Source organism: Halomonas sp. NYA30 (genome assembly GCF_976980765.1).
Genome location: NZ_OZ334477.1, coordinates 806,344 through 824,293, shown reverse-complemented (window position 1 = coordinate 824,293; position 17,950 = coordinate 806,344). Strand labels below are relative to the sequence as shown.

Genomic DNA, 17,950 nt, shown 5'->3' with positions numbered 1-17,950 from the left:
ACCAATAAGCGATGTCGACGACACGCAGAGCAGGTACCGTGATCAGCCATCGCACAGCGTGGACATAAGCGATGATCATGCCCCATACGCGTCACTCGGGTAAGACGTTGAGATGCTTTCCCACACGCCTCGCAGGGCTCTGGTGCTTTGAAATAGGGAGCGCAGGCGTTACAGACAGGGCCGTAGGGAGTGACCTTGCCGATGGTGTAGTCTGAACTAGCTTTTCCACATCGTGCACACGGTTTGTCGACGTCGCACTGATGACAGGCGACGTCTGGATCATTTTTAGGCAGACGGGCTAACTCGCCACATCGTGGGCACATCCGCCGCTTAAACACACGAGCATAGCAAGTTGAGCAGTAACCATGACCATGACCCTTATGGCGTCGCCACAATTTAGAGACTTCTCGACCACACTCATCGCAGTCTACCGTTAGGTGTTGCTTCAAGAGGTTGGCTCCGCTTTCATTCTGCGTTTTAAACGCGCCTATGAGGCTCTAACGGCACGTTCCGACATGGGGCGATGAGCCGGTGGAACGCGGCGGCGATGCGGCCCATGGGGGTGGTGGGATAACCGTGTTATCAGCGCCAACAACACAACGGTGGGGTGACTTTCGGGGATCATGAAGCGCGCTCGTTTTGACCTTGAACGCGACCAGAGCGCTGAATATTTGATTGTCTGTCTAAGCGCTCGACATCTTGCTGCCAAGGGGGAATTAATCGCTCGCTGGTCCATGTCACCAATTGAAGGAGTGTGGCCTTTATCAGCTCTCTATGGTTAACGGATTGGCACCATATCTCGACCGGAAATGCTTGAATATTTTAGCCGCAAATCTTGGTTCAAAAGCTGGGGCAGAATCGCCCCAGCTCTCATAATCAGCGTGTCTACCGCGGCGAGCTCGGGGTATCCCTCCCTTTAACCAAGCTGCTGGAACATCCGTGAGAGGTTTATCGATGGTTGCAGGAATCCTAGTCAAGGCATTCGATAAGCTCCGCTCATCCGCGATTCGATCGGCAGAATTTTCTCGCTGACCATCTTTATTGATTATCAACCGGTGATATAGGGACAAATCCATCACTCGCTGGGCTGCAATTAAAAGGATATGTTTATCTTTAACCAGGTAGAGAGCCTGCAATGCTGTGCTGACGATGTCTTCCAGCGTATGAGCTGTAAGCTGGTATCAGGCCTGGAGTGTCTACGAAACCTGGGGCGATTCAAGAGTACGTGGCCCTGGACTCATAGATATCCATACTTGGAGAAATTAACCTTTCTCTGATGAACCCGCCTTATTCACGAGGGCGCTGATTGAGCGGTCTGAAGGTACTGGCTGTTGGCATTGCTTATCAGAATTCGCCTCTTCAGCGCGAGTGGCTGTTGAGTAATGCCAGAACGCAGCCCTTTTCCTACTTACTTATAGCTCTTTGGAATCAATGGCGGCCGTCCAAGCAGCCGTGATCGCCTACCGCCGCTCCGGTCGCTCGCTTTCTGATGCTGTGGTGGTCTCGCAGGAGCGTCAGCTCAGTGCGGTCAGCTTCGGCAACCCCTTCAGCAGCGTCGGCCACCACTTGTCGGCGGCGGCACCCAGATGAACGGTGATTCGCCGAGCGTGCAGTCTCAGCGTGGCGGCGACCTTCAGCACCTGCTCGCGCATCCGGCTGAGGCTCCAGCCTTGCCGGGTCTGCCGCTCCAGCAGGCAGCGCAGGCCATGCAGGACCTGGTAGGCGTAGAGGCTGAGCAGCAGGCTCACCTCGTTGCGTGCCATCACGTCCTGAACGGTGGAGGCGCCGCGATCGGTCGACGAGAGGTGCACGTCGAGCGCCGACTTCACCTCGCCCATGTGCGCCTCGGCGCTGCCGCGCTTGCGGTAGAGCGCCAGGACCTTCTCCGGCGGCCAGTCGAACTTGCCGAGGTTGGTGACCAGGAAGAAGGCATGCAGCAGCAGGTCATCGGGGCGTTCCTGCACCACCAGCACCACGCGACGCGGTGCCGACCAAGAGCCCGCTTGATACTCCAGATCGTGGCACCACTCGCGAGGCTGCTCGGGTGGCCGCTTCAGGTGCGGTGCCGCCAGTTTCTGCAGGCCGGAGTGACTGCGCAGTCGGCCCAGGTACTCGATGTCGCACTCTTCCAGGGCCTCCAGCGTCGCGTTGTCGGTGAAACCGGCGTCGATGCGCACCCGAACCTGGGCGCCGGTGCTCTCGTTGAGTCGCCGCACCAGATGCGGGATCCAGGTGTCGGCGTTCTCGGCCGGGCCGGCGTTGCCCTCGCGCAGCAGGCCGCCCACCATGTCGCCGGTTTCTGCCAGCGAGGCGACCAGCGGTGAATAGATCCGCGCGCCGTACAGGCCATGATAGGCCGAGCCGCCCTGGTGGCCGTGGACCTCGATCGGCAGGCCGTCGATGTCCAGCGTCAGCTGCTTGGGGCGCTCGCCGTTCTTCAGCGCGGTCAGGCGCCAGATCACCAGTCGCAGCAGGCCTTCGTGCACGGCATCGATATTGTCGCAGCGCCCGAGGCAGGTCAGCAGCCGCGACAGCGTGGCTTGAGAGGGCCGGTCCTGGGCCAGGGGCGTTGTCCCGCGCGCATCGCTGCAGGCCAGCTGCCAGAGCGGATCACGGCGCAGCGTGTCGGTATCGCTGAGGTCGATCCAGCCCATCGCACGCTGCAACACCAGGGTACGCAACTGGCTGGCCAGCGAATGAAGGATGCGCAGCGGGTGGCGTCGATCGACCAGATTGTCTTCCAGCGCCTCAATCACGCCGCTGTTGTCGAGGGCCTCACGCAACAGCAGAGCGCCGCTGTCGCTGGTAGTGCGCTGGCCGCTCAGCTCAACACGGACAGCGCCGTTGCATGAGGGCGTCCAGGTGGATAGGCTTTCACCCATAGCGTATGGCTCTCTTGGTTCAGATTCTTGGCGGAACACACTGAATTTTCAAGAGAATACCATCCGCTATCTTCGTTTTCGGGCCGGCCTCATGAATAAGCCGGGATGAAGCTAACGTCTGCGTTAACAAGCATCAATACCCGGCACCATGTTCTTTTTGGTTCTAACCGCTTTTGGCCGGTTTGTGCCCTTCTGGTTCCAAGGTGGTTTGATCAGGTAAAAGAGATGCTGGTTCACATTGGAGCACGGCAGCAATCTCATATAACTTTTCCACGGTGATATTAACTTCTCCTCGTTCGACTCTTCCTATATAGCTGCGATCAATACCAGCAGCTAAGGCAAAGGCATCTTGCGAAAACCCCTTCTTCTTCCGTTCTTCCCTGATATTTTGTCCCAGAGTCTTCGCTAGCTCACCCATACCCGCCTCATTTCCTTTTGGCGGGACTATCCTTCGTTGCGGCCTACCTAGCCACGGACTATAATCCGCATTTCGTTTTTACCTCTCCTAGGTGATGGTCATGTCGGGTACCCCCCCTTCGATTGAGGAGCGCATTTTCGAACTCCTTTTAGAAACTGATAACGCTCAATTCACTATACGCAGCCTCCGTGACCAATATGCACACCAACATGGCATAGCCGCTGAGTACCGCACTGCTCTGAGGCGTTTTATCTATGAAAGAATTAAAAAGCTAATCACCGCTGGCTTGGTGGAGAAAGACAGTGAAAAACGCAAACGCGATCAGCTCTATTTTGTTTTGCCTTCAATTAGAGAAGCGGGCTTGAGCCTGGAGGGAGAAAGTTTTGAAGCATGGCACCAGCGGCTCGTGTCGCAAACAGCAAATGAAACAACAGAGACAACCGTTATTCCAAAAGACGAAAATAGTAGTGAACAGAGCCCCAGTGCTAGAAAGGCTTCGAGTCAATATGCCTTGGAGAAAGTGTTAAAGGAAACGCAAAGTGAATTCCTTTCTACACTGGGTGAAGTCGAGGCGTTCCGTGAGCTTATGGATGAATACCCTGATCTTAAGGCGAGTATCGTGGTTGATCATCGTGATGCTTATGACCGGAGCGCACGCTTAATGGGCCGGGTGCGTGCACTAGAAAAATCCCTACATCGGCTAAAGGGTACATGAGCACGAGGCTGCGGAGATGGCAAGCAGAGTGCTTGGAGCTAGCGAAGGTTCACTACTTACTCCATAGCGACTTTTTCGTGCAAGCAACACCTGCGAGCGGAAAAACCCGACTGGCAGCTGAAATGACTCGATGGCTCCTTGAAGAAGGACATATTGATTTTGTTATCTGCTTTGCGCCAACGAGAGAAGTGGTGGCTGGTATCCAGCGCACCTTTACCGTCGTATTGAATCAGCGGTTTGGCGATACGCTTGCGTCAGTAGGGGCTGCCTATACCTACCAATCAATGGAATATCACCCTGAGGATTTTTGGACGTTATTCACAGAATATCGCACATTGACCATTTTCGATGAGATACATCACTGTGCAGGCCATGATCCGCTCCTCAGCAACACGTGGGGCCAGCAGATAATTCAGCGTATCCAAAATGCGGCCACTTACACGTTAGCGCTGTCAGGAACGCCCTGGCGTTCGGATGAGTTACCTATCGCATTAGCTCGTTACAGCGATCCAGAAGGCAAACTCATTTGCGATTACCGTTATGACCTTAAAACCGCCATTCAAGACGGTGTATGCCGCTCGCCACGAATTACGCTCATCGATAACCCACTGATCCGCTTAACCGAAGAGAACGAAAGCACAGCATCGGTAAGAGCGTTTTCCTCATTTCAACAGTTGCTTAGTGAGTCGCCAATCAGCTACGAAGACCTGTTGCGACACGACGACATCCTGAATGCGGTGCTAGACCTTGGCATCAAACGACTCAACAAAGAGCGGAACAGCGTGCCTAATGCTGGCGGTCTAGTCGTTGCTACTGACATTGAACATGCCCATCAAATCGCTGAGCTTTTGCTTCATAAGGGTGAAAGTTATGTAGTGGTGACTAGCCAAACACCGAAGGCGCATCAACTAATTGACCAATACCGATATAACAGTACGCGCTGGATTGTCGCGGTAAGCATGATTTCCGAAGGGACGGATATCCAACGGTTATGCGTTTGTGCGTACCTGAGCAGGATTCGAACAGAGCTGCATTACCGGCAGGTTTTAGGGCGCATTTTACGCAAAATGGGCGACTCAGATGTAAGCGTCCATTCCGCGACGTTCTGCCACCCCGCTAAAATTCGCCCTAAAGTAACCTCACAGTTTCCAACACGAGGTTATCGCCATGAGAAAGCACCGCACACCCGACCAGTGGCAGGCTTTGGTCAATCAGCAGCGTGACAGTGGTCTGTCAGCTCGGCAGTTCTGCGAACAAGAGAACATTGGTTACGCGAGTTTCTGCAACTGGCGCAAGCGCCTGTCTGATCCGTCGGCCGATGATTCGGCTGGATCCGGTGAAGCCAGCTTTCTGGATTTGTCGTCACTGATGGACACATCGCAATCCTCCGGCCCAGGCTGGAACATTGTGCTCAGCCTGGGCAATGGCGTTGAACTGCGGCTGAGCCAGAACGGGTGATCGGGCTCGATAGTCAGGCCCGGATCTGGCTGTGCACCGAGCCCACCGATATGCGCAAATCGTTCCGGGGCCTGAGTGCCCTGGTCCGGAATCAGTTGAAGCACGACCCTCTCAGCGGCCAGTATTTCGTCTTCGTCAATCGCCGCAAGACTCAGATGAAGATGCTGTATTTTACGACCACCGGTTACTGCCTGTGGGCCAAGCGCCTGGAGCAGGGGCAGTTCCGGGTGCCATTATCTGCCTCGGGGCAGCGAGCCCTGACCCTGACGGATCTGCAACTGCTGATCGATGGCATTGAGGTGCAGAAATACCGCCAGTTCAAGCGTTTTCGAGGGGTATAGAAGACGGACTTCCGGTATAATATCGGTCATGAATTCAACGGCTTCTGATCCTTGTCCCAATGCATCGTCCTCCTCGGCTCTGGCCGATGAGAATGCACTGCTGCGTGAGCAGGTCCAGATCCTGCAGCGCCAGCTGGACTGGTTCAAGAAGCAGCTGTTCGGCCCCAAGTCCGAGAAGCAGGTGTTTGATCTGCCGGGCCAGAACAGCCTGTTCCAGCCCGATGAAGCACCGCTGCCGGAGCAGCCTGCTGGCGAAGAAAAACGCACCATCAAGGCCTATCAGCGCGGCACCGGCAAAAAGCAGCGGGACGACGACTGCTTGAATGACTCCGGTCTGCGCTTTACCGCCGATGTGCCGATGGAGGTCATTGAGCACCTGCCACCGGAACTGACCGGGCCGGAGGCTGACCAGTACGAAGTGATCGGTAGCAAGACCACCTACCGGCTGGCCCAGCGTGCCTCCAGTTATGTGGTGCTTAAGTGCGAACGCCCGGTGTTCCGGCGAAAGGGGGCCGAGAAGCCGGTGACGACTCTGGCTCCGTTCAACGTGCTGGACAACAGCCTGGCCGACGTCAGCCTGCTGGCCGGGCTGCTGGTGGACAAGTTCCAGTTCCACCTGCCGCTGTATCGTCAACACCAGCGCATCCAGCAGGCCGGTATCACCGTCAGTCGCAGCACCCTGACGAACCTGGTCAAGCGTGCCATCGACCTGTTGCGACCCATCGTGGATGCCCAGACCGACAATGTGCTGCGCAGTCGGGTGCTGGCCATGGATGAAACGCCCATCAAAGCCGGTCATCAGGGCCGGGCCGGCCCGCAAAAGGGCAAGATGAAAACCGGCTGGTTCTGGCCGTTATACGGCGATGCCGACGAGGTGGTGTTCACCTACTCGAACAGCCGTGGGCGTGCCCATATCGAAGAAGTACTCAGCGAATCGTTCAGCGGCACCCTGATCAGTGACGGCTACGCGGCCTATGCCCGCTACGCTGCCGCTCAGGAGAGCGTCACCCATGCCCAATGTTGGGTGCATGGTCGCCGTTATTTTATCGAGGCACAGAAAGATCACCCGGAGACAGTCACCAACGCGCTGCAACAGATCGCCAAGGTGTACCGGAATGAAGAGGCCATCAAAACCCAGGGGCTGACTGGCGAGAAGAAACGCCAGTACCGGTTGGATCACTCGAAACCGGTGGTCAGCGACTTCTTCCAGTGGTGCCGGGATCAGTTGGCACAAGGCGGCCTCGTGCCCAGCGACCCGCTGACCAAGGCCCTGAACTACGTGCTCGGTCGCGAAGCGAGCCTGACCGTGTTCCTGGAAAACCCGGACGTGCAGCCAGACACCAACCACCTGGAACGGGCGCTACGCCCCATTCCAATGGGCAAGAAAAACTGGATGTTCTGCTGGACCGAACTGGGCGCGGAACACCTGGGCATCATCCAGAGCCTGATCAGCACCTGCAAGCTGCACGATATTAACCCCTACACTTACCTGGTGGACGTGCTGCAACGCGTCAGTCAGCATCCCGCCAGTGAAGTGGCGAACCTGACTCCACGGCGCTGGAAAATCCGGTTCGCCGAGAATCCGCTACGGGCTCTGATCGATCCCCGTCATCCGGACCGACAAGCCACGCAACTCACACCGGTGGAGGTCGTCCATGCGCATTGAGGACATGAGCATCGACGAGTTGCTGGAACTGAACCAGTACATCTGCCAGCGCATTGATGAACTGCAAGAACAGGAAACCCTGCAAGCCTTGAGTCGGTTGCGGGTTGGTCTGAAAGTGACCTTCGAAGGCCGAGAAGGACCGGTGTTGGGGATCGTCACCAAGATCAACCGCAAGAGTGTGATCGTGCTGGGCGAGGAAGGCAGGAAACAGTACAAGGTCTCGCCGGAGTTACTTAGGCCTCTGCGTGACGTGAAGTAGGTCAACTACGTCGTAGGATGAACGCTTACACTCAGATGTAACAGCATGGCTCTATGTCATCGCCGAGCCACTGCTGCGTAAATATTCGCAGCGAATAGCTGAGGATTTACCCGAAGATCAGGCGATGCTTCAAACCCAAAAGCTGAACCTACGATTGGAGAAAGCGCGCTCCAGTCAAATGGGCGGCACTGAGGAGAGTGAGCCAGCTGCGAGTAATAGCCAACCGTTATCAGCAGAAAATATTAATGAGCGTGAGATGCTGTCTCTTGAGCCTCCCTTGCTAACGCTTAGCTTCTCGGAATACTACCGCCAGCACCTCTTGTCTCTTATATAGGCCCTCTTTTATAAAGTTTTATGAACAAAAAACCTTTTGATTCATCTACGTAAGGACCACCAAAGATGAATCAGAGCCGTCTGCTCTATGGGTCATTCCCCCATTTTAAAAAGCTACAGAAGTAGAGCTCAGAGCACAGCCGGGCACCTCTATATTTCAACAACGTCGGTAATAATAGCTTTTTGCCAACCAAAATGTGGCGCTTAAGTGAAAAGCTGCATAAATACTAACGCAGCAGATTGATCGGTGCCGCCAGTGTAGAATCTGTCCATCAGGACACCGTATAACAGAACTACCCAATGGAAGCAGATCTCGGTAGCCAAGAAGTTACCTGCCGAGATCGGTTCCTGGCCCGGAGGCCGTGTGTCAAAGCAACAATTGATCGAAGTACTGTCGCCGTCCTACTTCGCCCAATGCGGCATGTGTCAAACTGACCTGGCTATGCTTTTGCGTACTTAGCTAGCATCTGAATCAGCTCACTTTCATTAATTACCTCTACACCGAGGTCTTTAGCTTTTGTAAGCTTAGACCCTGCACTCTCTCCCGCCACAACGTAAGATGTGCGAGTTGACACGTTTCCAGACACTTTGCAGCCTAGGCTTTCCAGAGATTCCTGTGCCTCAGACCTAGTCATACTGTTCAAAGTACCTGTTAAAACGAACGTTTTTCCTTTCAACGGCTGCGAACTCTCATCTACCTGGACTACTTCCCACCGTACGCCTTGCTCGATGAGCGCGTTAATTACCGACAAGTTTCTTTCCTGCCGAAAAAAGTGATAGATATGTGTTGCGACGATTTCTCCTATATCAGGAACATCTACCAACTGCTCCATAGAAGCAACTATGAGTTTGTTGAGATCCCCAAAGGATAGTGCCAAGTTCTTTGCTGTAGCCTTTCCAACTTCTCGTATCCCTAATGAATAGACGAACTTATCAAATGTCGTTTCTTTAGAATTATCAATAGCTTGAAGTATATTCTCAATCTTTTTAGGACCCATTCGATCCAGATGCAATAAAGAGGGCGCGGTTAGGGTATAAAGGTCAGCGGGGCTTTTGACTATCTCTTGCCTAACCAACTCCTCAATAATTTTTTCACCTAGACCAACTACGTTCATGGCATTTCTAGAGCAGAAATGTCTTATTGCTTCTATCAACTGCGCTTTACAAACTAGCCCACCGGTACATCTTGCATCAGCTTCCCCTTCAACCTTTTCAATATCTGATTTGCATACTGGGCAGGATTGAGGAAATATGATGGGCTTTCTATCTGCCCCCTTGGTTGATACAGACATGACCTGCGGGATGACATCTGCTGCGCGGCGAATGATCACCTCATCACCTATACAAAGGCCAAGGCGCTCAATTTGATTCGCATTGTGTAACGAAGCACGACTTATTGTCACTCCTCCTATAAAAGCTGGCATCAGAACTGCAACTGGCGTTATCTTTCCAGTTCTCCCAACTTGAAACTCAACGTTTTCCAATCGGGTCTTACCTTCCTGGGCTGGAAATTTATGAGCGATTGCCCACCTGGGAGCATTTGTAATGAAGCCAAGTGACTCCTGTTGAACAATTGAGTCAACTTTAAAAACGACCCCATCAATCTCATACGGAAGGGCTGAACGAGAAGCCATAAGCTCCTCAATGTAGTCGTGACAACCAGATACTCCAACTTTAGTCGTACTTTCTTTCGGAAGTGCAAACCCCAGATCTTTGAGATAAATTAGTCGCTCAAACTGGCTAGCAGGGAGCTCTTTACCTTCACAAACGCCGACTCCATATGCAAAAAACTCTAGAGGCCTACGTGCTGTTACATCAACATTCAGCTGTCTCAAACTCCCAGATGCCGCGTTTCGTGGATTTACGAGCAAGTTTTTTCCTTCGCTCGCTAGGCGTTCATTAAGTTCTTCAAACTTTACCACAGGAATTACGACCTCACCCCTAACCTCAAGCCTATTAGGAGCATTAATATTTGATAGCGTTCGAGGCACATTACGGATGGTTTTTACATTCCGTGTTACATCTTCACCAACACTGCCATCGCCTCTAGTTGCCCCCCTGACCAGAGCCCCATTCTCGTATATCAGACTAACGGCCAATCCATCTAGCTTCGGTTCTGCGCAAAATGTTACAGGACTCGATGTACCAAACGATTTCTCGATCCTTCGAATGAAATTTTCCAAGCCACTGAAATCAAACACATTGTCCAATGAAAGCATTGGAACTTCGTGCCTCACCTTTTTAAAGCCCTTCGCTACTCCTCCTCCAACTTTCTGAGAGGGTGATGAAGGATCACTTCTCTCGAGATTTTCACTTTCTAGTTCCTTCAACTCACGCATTAGCTCGTCGTATTCGGAGTCAGTAACGGAGGGCTCATCCAAAATGTAATATTCATGATTGTATTTTTCTACAAGAGCTCTCAGCTCCGAAATTCTGTCTTGATTTTTATGATTCATCGTCATCAACTCGACCGCTTGGGTGCATTTGCTACCTAGCTATGATTATTTTACAAATTAGCCTATTTGAAACTCCGAGCTACAGGGTGACACCTACGTCGCCCGCTCGGCGAATAGAGACCGTATCACCAATCATCACGTCCAGGCGGGTGATTTCATCGGCGTTATGCAGCGTGGCATTGGAGACCGTCACGCCTGCCACAGTGACCGGTTCAAGGCGTGCTACCGGAGTGATTGCCCCGGTACGGCCAACCTGGAACTCGACATCGTTAAGCGTGGTGACCTCTTCCTGAGCAGGATATTTAAACGCCACCGCCCAGCGCGGCGCGCGGGCGACAAAGCCCAGCTCACGCTGGTAGCGCAGGTCATTTACCTTGATCACTACGCCGTCGATATCAAAGCCAAGCGCATCACGTTTTTCGCCCAACTGCTCGCAGTAGTCGGCGACAGCTTGCGGGCCTTTGACGACTTTCAGCTCTGCACTGGCGCGAAATCCTAACGTGGATAACCGTGCCATTAGTTCGCTGTGGGTGGTATCGCCTAAATCAGGTTCCAAGCGCGCAGCCTGATAGGCGTGAAACTCCAGCGGACGTTTCGCGGTAATACGCGGGTCGAGCTGGCGAAGGCTGCCTGCCGCCGCATTGCGCGGATTGGCAAATACCTTGCTGCCCTCTTCCCGAGCGCGCTCATTCAATGCCTCAAACCCGGCATGACGCATAATCACTTCACCACGCACTTCCAGCAGCTCGGGTACGTTTTTGCCCATCAGCTTTAACGGCACCGAACGCAAAGTGCGCAGGTTAGAGGTGATACCTTCGCCGGTACGTCCATCGCCCCGGGTGGCGCCGCTCACCAGCGTGCCCTGCTCAAAAACCAGCGACACCGCCGCACCGTCCAGCTTAGGCTCGCAGGTAAACTCAACCTCGTCCGCACTGCACTCCAACCGTTCTGCCACCCGCTCGGCAAAAGCATAGATATCTTCGCGGCTAAAGGCATTATCCAACGACAGCATAGGGATTGCGTGCGCCACTGATGGAAAGCCATCGGCGGGGGCGGCGCCTACGCGTTGGGTGGGTGAATCGCTGGTGATCAGTTCTGGATGGCTGGCTTCCAATTGCTGTAAACGTTGCAGCTGACGGTCGTAGTCGGCATCGGTAAGGGTAGGATCATCCAGCACGTAATAGCGGTAGTTTGCCTCATCCAGGGCGGCCCGCAGCTGGATAATCTCTTCCAACGGTTGAGAATCAGACTTGCTCATTAGAATGGGTTCCAGTACTCGGCAGCGACAACGCAAAACCTAAGCAATTTAAAAATTGAACGAACGTGAAAACTGAACGACTGTAAAATTAGCGCTTATTGAACAAAAACACCCGCCTTCTGGCAAGAAGGCGGGTGTTGAACAGCCGATGTGATTTAGCGGACTTGCATATGCCGATGCAGGCGATGGCGACGCTCAAATTCACGCACCCGCTGTCGGGCAAACTCGATCGTTTGTGCGGTCATCACACTGCGGTTTTCATCCTTCAGTTCGCCGCCCATATGACGCACCACAACCATGGCGGTTTCGACCATCGCCTCGAACGCGGCAGCGCTATCGAGCGCACCCGGCAATGGCATCAACAACGTGATGCCTGGCGTCATAAACTCGCCCATCTCTTCAATGGGGAAGGTGCCCGGCTTAACCACATTGACCATGGAGAACTGCAGTTCGCTGTCATCACTTTCTGTTTCAAAGCGGTGGAAAATGCCCATTTCACGGCTATAGCGCAAGCCACACACCATCATGAGTTCCAGCAGCTTGCTACCGTCAAAACCTTCTGGGTCACGGGAGAGAACGCTGATAACAACCACTTCTTCAGCGCTGGAAAGTGTCTCTTTGGCGTGTTCGCCGCTCACATCGTGACGCAGGGCTTTTTCTAATGTGGGATGAATGCGGACGCTATCATTCCCCACGCGCTCATCAGCAGCGCGATCATCATAAGCAGCATCGCTGGCATAATCGATGCTTTCGTCAAAGTCAGCAGAGTAGCCCTCTTCGTAAAGGGGCTCTTCATACCGAGACGCTTCACGAGCTTGATCATCCGCTCGCTGCTGAGCAGCCAGTCTATCCGCGGCCGCTGCATTGGCTGCTGCCTCTTCACGTGCCTGCGCCTGCTCTTGGGCTAGGCGAGCACGCTCAGCATCGGCGGCTTCTTTCGCTTCACGCCGCTGTTCCGCTTCCACTGCTTTACGCTCAGCTTTCTGCTTGGCCAGCTCCTTATCTCGCAGCGCTTTCTCAGCCTTTTTGCGCTGCTTCTCTTTACGACGCTCAATCAACCGGCGCTTCAATGAGCGGCCCATGCCTTCAAAGTCGACTAACCGGTACTCATCCACTTCGTCATCGTCAAGCTCGTCGTGCTCACCGGCTGTATCGGAGCGCAACTGACGGCGTTTAGGAGAGTGATCATTAGCATGTTTTGCAAATACGGCATCTTCTGGCTCAGCACGCAGTACCGGTTCAGCGTCATAATCAGGCTGAACAGAGGCTTCCGTATCCGTTTCGCTTGCGCGAATAGACATGTCATCAGGCGAAGCAGCTGCCTCACGGGTCGTCGCGTCTTCTTTTATAGCGGCCTGTGGAGCAGGCTCAGTTGCTTCAGCGTTCGCGTTAGCCATTGCAGCAGAATCAGCGGCCGCCGTTGGTTCGGCTTCGTGTTGCGCTACAGCCTCTCTGTCCTGGGGAACCTCAGCAGCCTTTAGGGTACTGGCCTTTGAAGTGCTGTTCATTGAAGTGTTTGCCATAGAAATACTGGGCTCAAGGCGCTCATGCTCAGTCGGCATGGAGGGTGAAGTCGTCGCAGTATTTGCTTTAGCGACGGCTGGGCGCTCCGTTTTTTCTGCTGCTTTTGATTGGGAATTAGCGATGGATTCCGCTTTTGCAGCTTTGCGTTTGGCTGCTTTAGCTGACGCCGAACGCCTAAACTCAGAAAGCACTCTGGAAGGGCCAGGATGCTCTTGACGCTCTAATTTTGGTTTATTACCTAAGCCACTATAGTCAGCGGGCTTAACGACTCGTGCACCGCCATTGGGTAGTTCCCAATTGATCTCTGCTGCTTTAGCAGCTTCATCGGGATCATCTTCTAGCTGACTAGCTGAAAGATCTTTTTCCGCCTGATCCAGACGGGGTACACGACGCTGACGTTGAAGTCTTCGCGCACCGTCTATAACGATGAGCGATACCAACGCCAGCCCTAAAATGATTAGCCACTCTCTTAGTTCCATGTCGAACGTTCCATGGTCATCTTGCCGGTTGCTAAGGCACCATGCCTAAATATGGGTAACTGCTATTTAATAAGTACTTGCCACCAAGCATAGCGCGATTGCTATGAAAAGGGCCAATTTTTGCTGATAATTACGCTATTTTCACGCTTTTGACACTGTTATTGAAGCCGATTAAGGCAAAAGTCCGACTTCAACTTCAGCCGAAAGTGCCACGAGCCTTTGATTTAATCGTTATACATAGCTTTATAAAGGAAGCTCGAAAGCTAGAAAAGCCATTTTGACCGCTGGGAAGTTCATAACCGTTTCAGCCATTTGCTTACTAATGCGCTAATCATCCCCATTGGCAAGATCCATTTATAAGCTGCTTAACGCTCTCATACCAAACATTAATAGAGGTAATATAGTTAACTTGAGCGCGTTAGGACATTTTTTTGCGTATTTGCATAATGTTTATCACTCCATGATTAACAAACTGCTGTTTATAGTTACAGTCTCCTCCAAAATCTTTCTGCTGTCGCACTGATGGGGGCAGCTGGTCGTGTTAGGTGTATCTGCACCGCAATATCCCAATGCTCATCAAGCACGCACACTAAACGGCCATCGTTAATTTCTTGCTCAGCAAGACTTTTGAAGACTAAGGGCGAAGGCGGTTAATCGACCAGCGCTGCCGCTTCTTCAATACCCACCGAGACTAACCGCGATACGCCGGGCTCTTGCATGGTCACCCCCATCAAGCGCTCGGCGGCTTCCATGGCAATCTTATTGTGAGTGATGTAGATAAACTGCACGTTTTCAGACATCTCTTTCACCAACCGGGCGTAACGGCCCACGTTGGCATCATCCAGCGGCGCATCCACTTCATCCAGCATACAGAACGGCGCAGGGTTGAGCTGAAAGATCGCGAATACCAACGATAGTGCGGTCAGTGCTTTTTCACCGCCCGATAGCAGATGAATGGTGCTGTTTTTCTTACCCGGCGGGCGGGCCATAATCGCCACGCCGGTTTCCAAAAGATCATCGCCGGTTAGCGTTAACCAAGCTGCACCGCCGCCGAATACACGGGGGAACAGCGCCTGCAACCCGGCATTAACCTGATCGAAGGTTTCGCGGAAGCGAACCCGGGTTTCTTGGTCAATACGCTTAATCGCCCGTTCAAGGGTTTCCAGCGCTTCGGTCAGTTCGGCGTGCTGCGCTTCCAGATAATTACGCCGCTCGGCCTGCTGGTCGTACTCTTCAATGGCGGCGAGGTTGATCGCCCCCAAGCGGCGAATCTTGTCCGTGGTATTTTCCAGAAGCTCCTGCCAACGGGTTTCCGTCGCTTCCTGGGGCAACTTCTCAGTAAGGGTCTCGACGTTATGGCCAAGCTCAGTTAGCTGCTCATCCTGAGTGGCGGCTTTAAGCGCCAGCGCCTGCACATCCATACGCCGCTGCTGGAGCTGCTCGCGGCTCTGTTCCAGGTTGCGCTCGTGCTGCTGGCGGGCTAACTCATCGTTGCGCAGCTGTTCTGCCAGTGCCTGGGCCTGCTGACGAGTCGTGTTTAAGCGCCCCTCCTGCTGCTCACGCTGATGAAGCAACTCTTCAAGCTCTTCCCCCGCCAGCTCGTCGGGCTCGACCAACATCTCCCGCGACTCTTCAAGCTCGGCAATACGCAGCGAGAGGCGCTCTTCAGAGTCACTTGAGCGCGCCTGCTGAGAGCGCAGGCTATCGCGCTCAGCGCTTAAACGTTCACGCTCAAGTGCCAACGCCTGCTGCTGCGCTTTGAGCGGCGCATGCTGCTGTGTCAGTTGATCACGCGCCTCGCGCTGCCGGTTGCGCTGCTCGGCACTGGTTTCCCGTGCTTCGGCGGTGCTCTCCAATTGCTCCATCGCTACATGCCAGCGGGCGCGCTGCTCATCAAGAGTAAGCGCTAACTCTGCTTCATCCTCTTGTAGCTGGGCAAGCTCTTCATCGAGCTCCGTCGCACGACCTTCAAGGTGCTCCAAGCGCTGGGCCAAACTGCGCTCTTTCACCGCCAACTGCTGCAGGGTGCTGGCATGGGCACGCTCCTGTTCGGCCTGCTGCTCCCGAGCCTGCTCCAGCGCTTCAATCGTCTCTCTGGCCGTCTCACACTGCTCTTCAGCCAGGGCCAAGGCCTCTTCTTCACTTTCGCGCTGAGCGGAGAGCTCGGCGTAGCGGCGACGGGTCAATAGCAGCCCGTCGATGCCTTCGCCGTTAGCCTGCTGATGCAGCCAGCCACGGCCCAACCAAACCCCATCCTGGCTCACCACGGTTTCGCCAGGCGCCAAATGCGCCACCTGCGCCTCTGCCTCTTCTGTCGTTTGCGTATAGTGAATGCTTGCTAACCACTCGCCCAGCGCGCCTGCGCCTTTGACTAAACTGTCTAATCGCTGACCTGATGTGGAGGGAGCTGGCGAGGTTTGATCGATCAAACGCCAATCGGTGGCTAAGGCTTCGGGCAAGGCCGCCAACTGATGGCGAGAGACTAAGCGTGCATTGAGCCACGGCGCAAGCAACCAGGAAGTAAGCGCTTCCCAACCTGGTGCCACTTGTAATACCTCGCCCAGCTGGGGAGCCTCTGCCAAACCATGCGCTTCCAGGGTTGTGCCTATCGCAGGGTCGTGATCCACCAGTGCCGCATCAATCAACGCTTGCAGCGAGGCCAGCTCCCCCTGACGCTGGCTCAGTTCAGCGCGTTGATGATCGCGCGTTTGAGTCGCCTGCTGGTAGGCCGCCTTGGCATCGCTATAACGCTGCTGCCATTGATCCCGCTGGGCTTGAAAACCCTCCGCCTGCTGCTGGGCATCCGCTAACTGCTCTTCGCATACGGCATGCTCTTCGCGCAGCCCTGTGAGGTCGGCGACCTCACTGCGCTGCTGGCGGCGGCGCTGATTTTCGGCTTGCAGCCGCTGAATGCGCTGCTCCAAATCGCGCAATTGATCCTGGCTACGATCAGCGTCGCGGCTGGCATCCCGCCAGCGGGTTTCGGCATCGGTCCACTGCTGCTCGGCGGCTTCCAGAGCGGGAGATGCGTCGGCTAGCGACTGCTCCAGGCTTTCAAGCTTCTCCTCTAAGGCTTCGTGCTCGGGAAGCAGATCGTCAAAGCGCTCATCAATGGCGGCGAGGCGCGTCTGGTCGCCTTCGCTAACCCGGCGCTGCTCGTCCAATTCGCGGCGAGCCGTGGCAATGTCGTTAGCGAGCTGGGTTTCACGGCTGCGGCGGTGGGCCTGATCCTGTTCCAGACGGGCAATGCACGTGGTGGTTTCAAAGAACTGCTGTTGGTGGCGGTCGAGCACTTCAGAGAGTTCATCGTGCTGTTCGCGGGCTTGTTCCAAGCGGGTTTCGCACTGACGAACGCCGAAGACATCTTTTTCTACCGCGATTTCCAACTCGCGAACGCGGCTCTCCTGGTGGGACTGCTCCGCCCGCAGGGTGCGGCCGCGCAGTAGCGCCAGCTCACCCTTGAGCCGATACTCCTGCTCCTTGAGATCTTGATAGCGCTTGGCGGCTTCGGCCTGACGCTTGAGACGCTCTAGCTGCTTATCCAGCTCTTCGCGAATATCGTCCAGACGCTCCAAGTTCTCCTGGGTGCGCCGCATGCGGTTTTCGGTTTCCCGGCGACGCTCTTTGTACTTGGAGATACCCGCGGCCTCTTCCAGCGTCGAGCGCAGGTCGTCGGGGCGGGCTTCGATCAACCGCGAAATCATGCCTTGGCCGATGATGGCGTAGGAGCGCGGCCCCAAGCCGGTGCCCATAAATAGGTCGGCGATATCGCGCCGACGGCACTTTTGACCGTTGAAGAAGTAGTTGGATTGCCCATCCCGCGTTACCAAGCGCCTAACGACGATTTCGGCATACTGCGCATAAACGCCGCCCATACCGCCATCACGGTTGTCGAACTTAAGCTCTATGGAGGCTTGGCTGATCGGCTTTCGGCCAGTGGAGCCGTTGAAAATGACATCGGCCATGGACTCGCCACGCAGGGTTTTAGCGGAGGACTCCCCCATGACCCAGCGCACGGCGTCAATAATGTTGGATTTACCACAGCCGTTGGGGCCCACGATGGCGGTCATATTGCCATCGAAGGGTACCGTCACGGGGTCAACAAACGACTTGAACCCGACTAAGCGAATCGAGGTTAAGCGCATGTAGAGATAGTGCTCT

General features: G+C 54.5%; 11 protein-coding genes and 1 pseudogene. 6 read left to right on the top strand and 6 right to left on the bottom strand.

Going from position 1 to position 17,950, the window contains the following annotated elements; all coding sequences use genetic code 11:
* Positions 1-1,514: 1,514 nt before the first annotated feature.
* Complete coding sequence (locus tag ACWI0H_RS03800) at positions 1,515-2,882, bottom strand: IS1380 family transposase (RefSeq protein ID WP_485874937.1); 1,368 nt, start codon at positions 2,880-2,882, stop codon at positions 1,515-1,517.
* A 163-nt stretch (positions 2,883-3,045) separates the two neighbouring features.
* Positions 3,046-3,300, bottom strand: coding sequence for a helix-turn-helix domain-containing protein (locus ACWI0H_RS03795; RefSeq protein ID WP_339934644.1), 255 nt, complete (start codon positions 3,298-3,300; stop codon positions 3,046-3,048).
* 100 nt (positions 3,301-3,400) lie between these two features.
* On the opposite strand from ACWI0H_RS03795, the gene ACWI0H_RS03790 reads away from it, so the two are divergent.
* Genes ACWI0H_RS03790 through ACWI0H_RS03765 form a run of 6 tightly spaced genes read left to right on the top strand, consistent with a single transcriptional unit; the run spans position 3,401 to position 7,739 of the window.
* A complete protein-coding gene (locus ACWI0H_RS03790) occupies positions 3,401-4,015 on the top strand; it encodes a hypothetical protein (protein WP_141439945.1) in 615 nt (204 codons plus the stop codon).
* The gene (locus tag ACWI0H_RS03785) at positions 4,012-5,238 is read left to right on the top strand and encodes a DEAD/DEAH box helicase (RefSeq protein WP_485874935.1); all 1,227 of its coding nucleotides are present in this window, start codon (positions 4,012-4,014) and stop codon (positions 5,236-5,238) included. Before ACWI0H_RS03790 ends, ACWI0H_RS03785 begins: the two co-directional genes overlap by 4 nt.
* Entirely contained in the window at positions 5,183-5,473 is a 291-nt protein-coding gene (gene tnpA, locus ACWI0H_RS03780; protein ID WP_172416383.1) for an IS66 family insertion sequence element accessory protein TnpA, read from the top strand. Before ACWI0H_RS03785 ends, tnpA begins: the two co-directional genes overlap by 56 nt.
* Entirely contained in the window at positions 5,470-5,814 is a 345-nt protein-coding gene (tnpB, locus tag ACWI0H_RS03775) for an IS66 family insertion sequence element accessory protein TnpB (RefSeq protein ID WP_004578760.1), read from the top strand. Before tnpA ends, tnpB begins: the two co-directional genes overlap by 4 nt.
* Before the next feature lie 28 nt (positions 5,815-5,842).
* Positions 5,843-7,480, top strand: coding sequence for an IS66 family transposase (gene tnpC, locus ACWI0H_RS03770; RefSeq protein ID WP_172416382.1), 1,638 nt, complete (start codon positions 5,843-5,845; stop codon positions 7,478-7,480).
* Positions 7,470-7,739: a hypothetical protein gene (locus ACWI0H_RS03765; RefSeq protein ID WP_062375866.1), complete on the top strand. Its 270-nt coding sequence runs from the start codon at positions 7,470-7,472 to the stop codon at positions 7,737-7,739. Before tnpC ends, ACWI0H_RS03765 begins: the two co-directional genes overlap by 11 nt.
* A gap of 773 nt (positions 7,740-8,512) precedes the next feature.
* On the opposite strand, the gene ligA (ACWI0H_RS03760) is transcribed toward ACWI0H_RS03765, so the two are convergent.
* The 4 genes and pseudogenes from ligA (ACWI0H_RS03760) to smc form a co-directional block, all read right to left on the bottom strand.
* On the bottom strand, positions 8,513-10,528 hold the full coding sequence (gene ligA / locus ACWI0H_RS03760) for an NAD-dependent DNA ligase LigA (RefSeq protein WP_141439947.1): 2,016 nt from the start codon (positions 10,526-10,528) through the stop codon (positions 8,513-8,515).
* A 94-nt stretch (positions 10,529-10,622) separates the two neighbouring features.
* Positions 10,623-11,786 (bottom strand): annotated as a pseudogene (ligA, locus tag ACWI0H_RS03755) (NAD-dependent DNA ligase LigA); the annotation flags it as partial.
* A gap of 155 nt (positions 11,787-11,941) precedes the next feature.
* Positions 11,942-13,789 carry a cell division protein ZipA gene (gene zipA, locus ACWI0H_RS03750; protein WP_485874933.1) on the bottom strand — a complete coding sequence of 616 codons (1,848 nt, stop codon included), beginning with the start codon at positions 13,787-13,789 and terminating at the stop codon, positions 11,942-11,944.
* Between the two features lie 650 nt (positions 13,790-14,439).
* On the bottom strand, positions 14,440-17,934 hold the full coding sequence (smc, locus tag ACWI0H_RS03745) for a chromosome segregation protein SMC (RefSeq protein WP_485874931.1): 3,495 nt from the start codon (positions 17,932-17,934) through the stop codon (positions 14,440-14,442).
* Between the last annotated feature and the right edge of the window lie 16 nt (positions 17,935-17,950).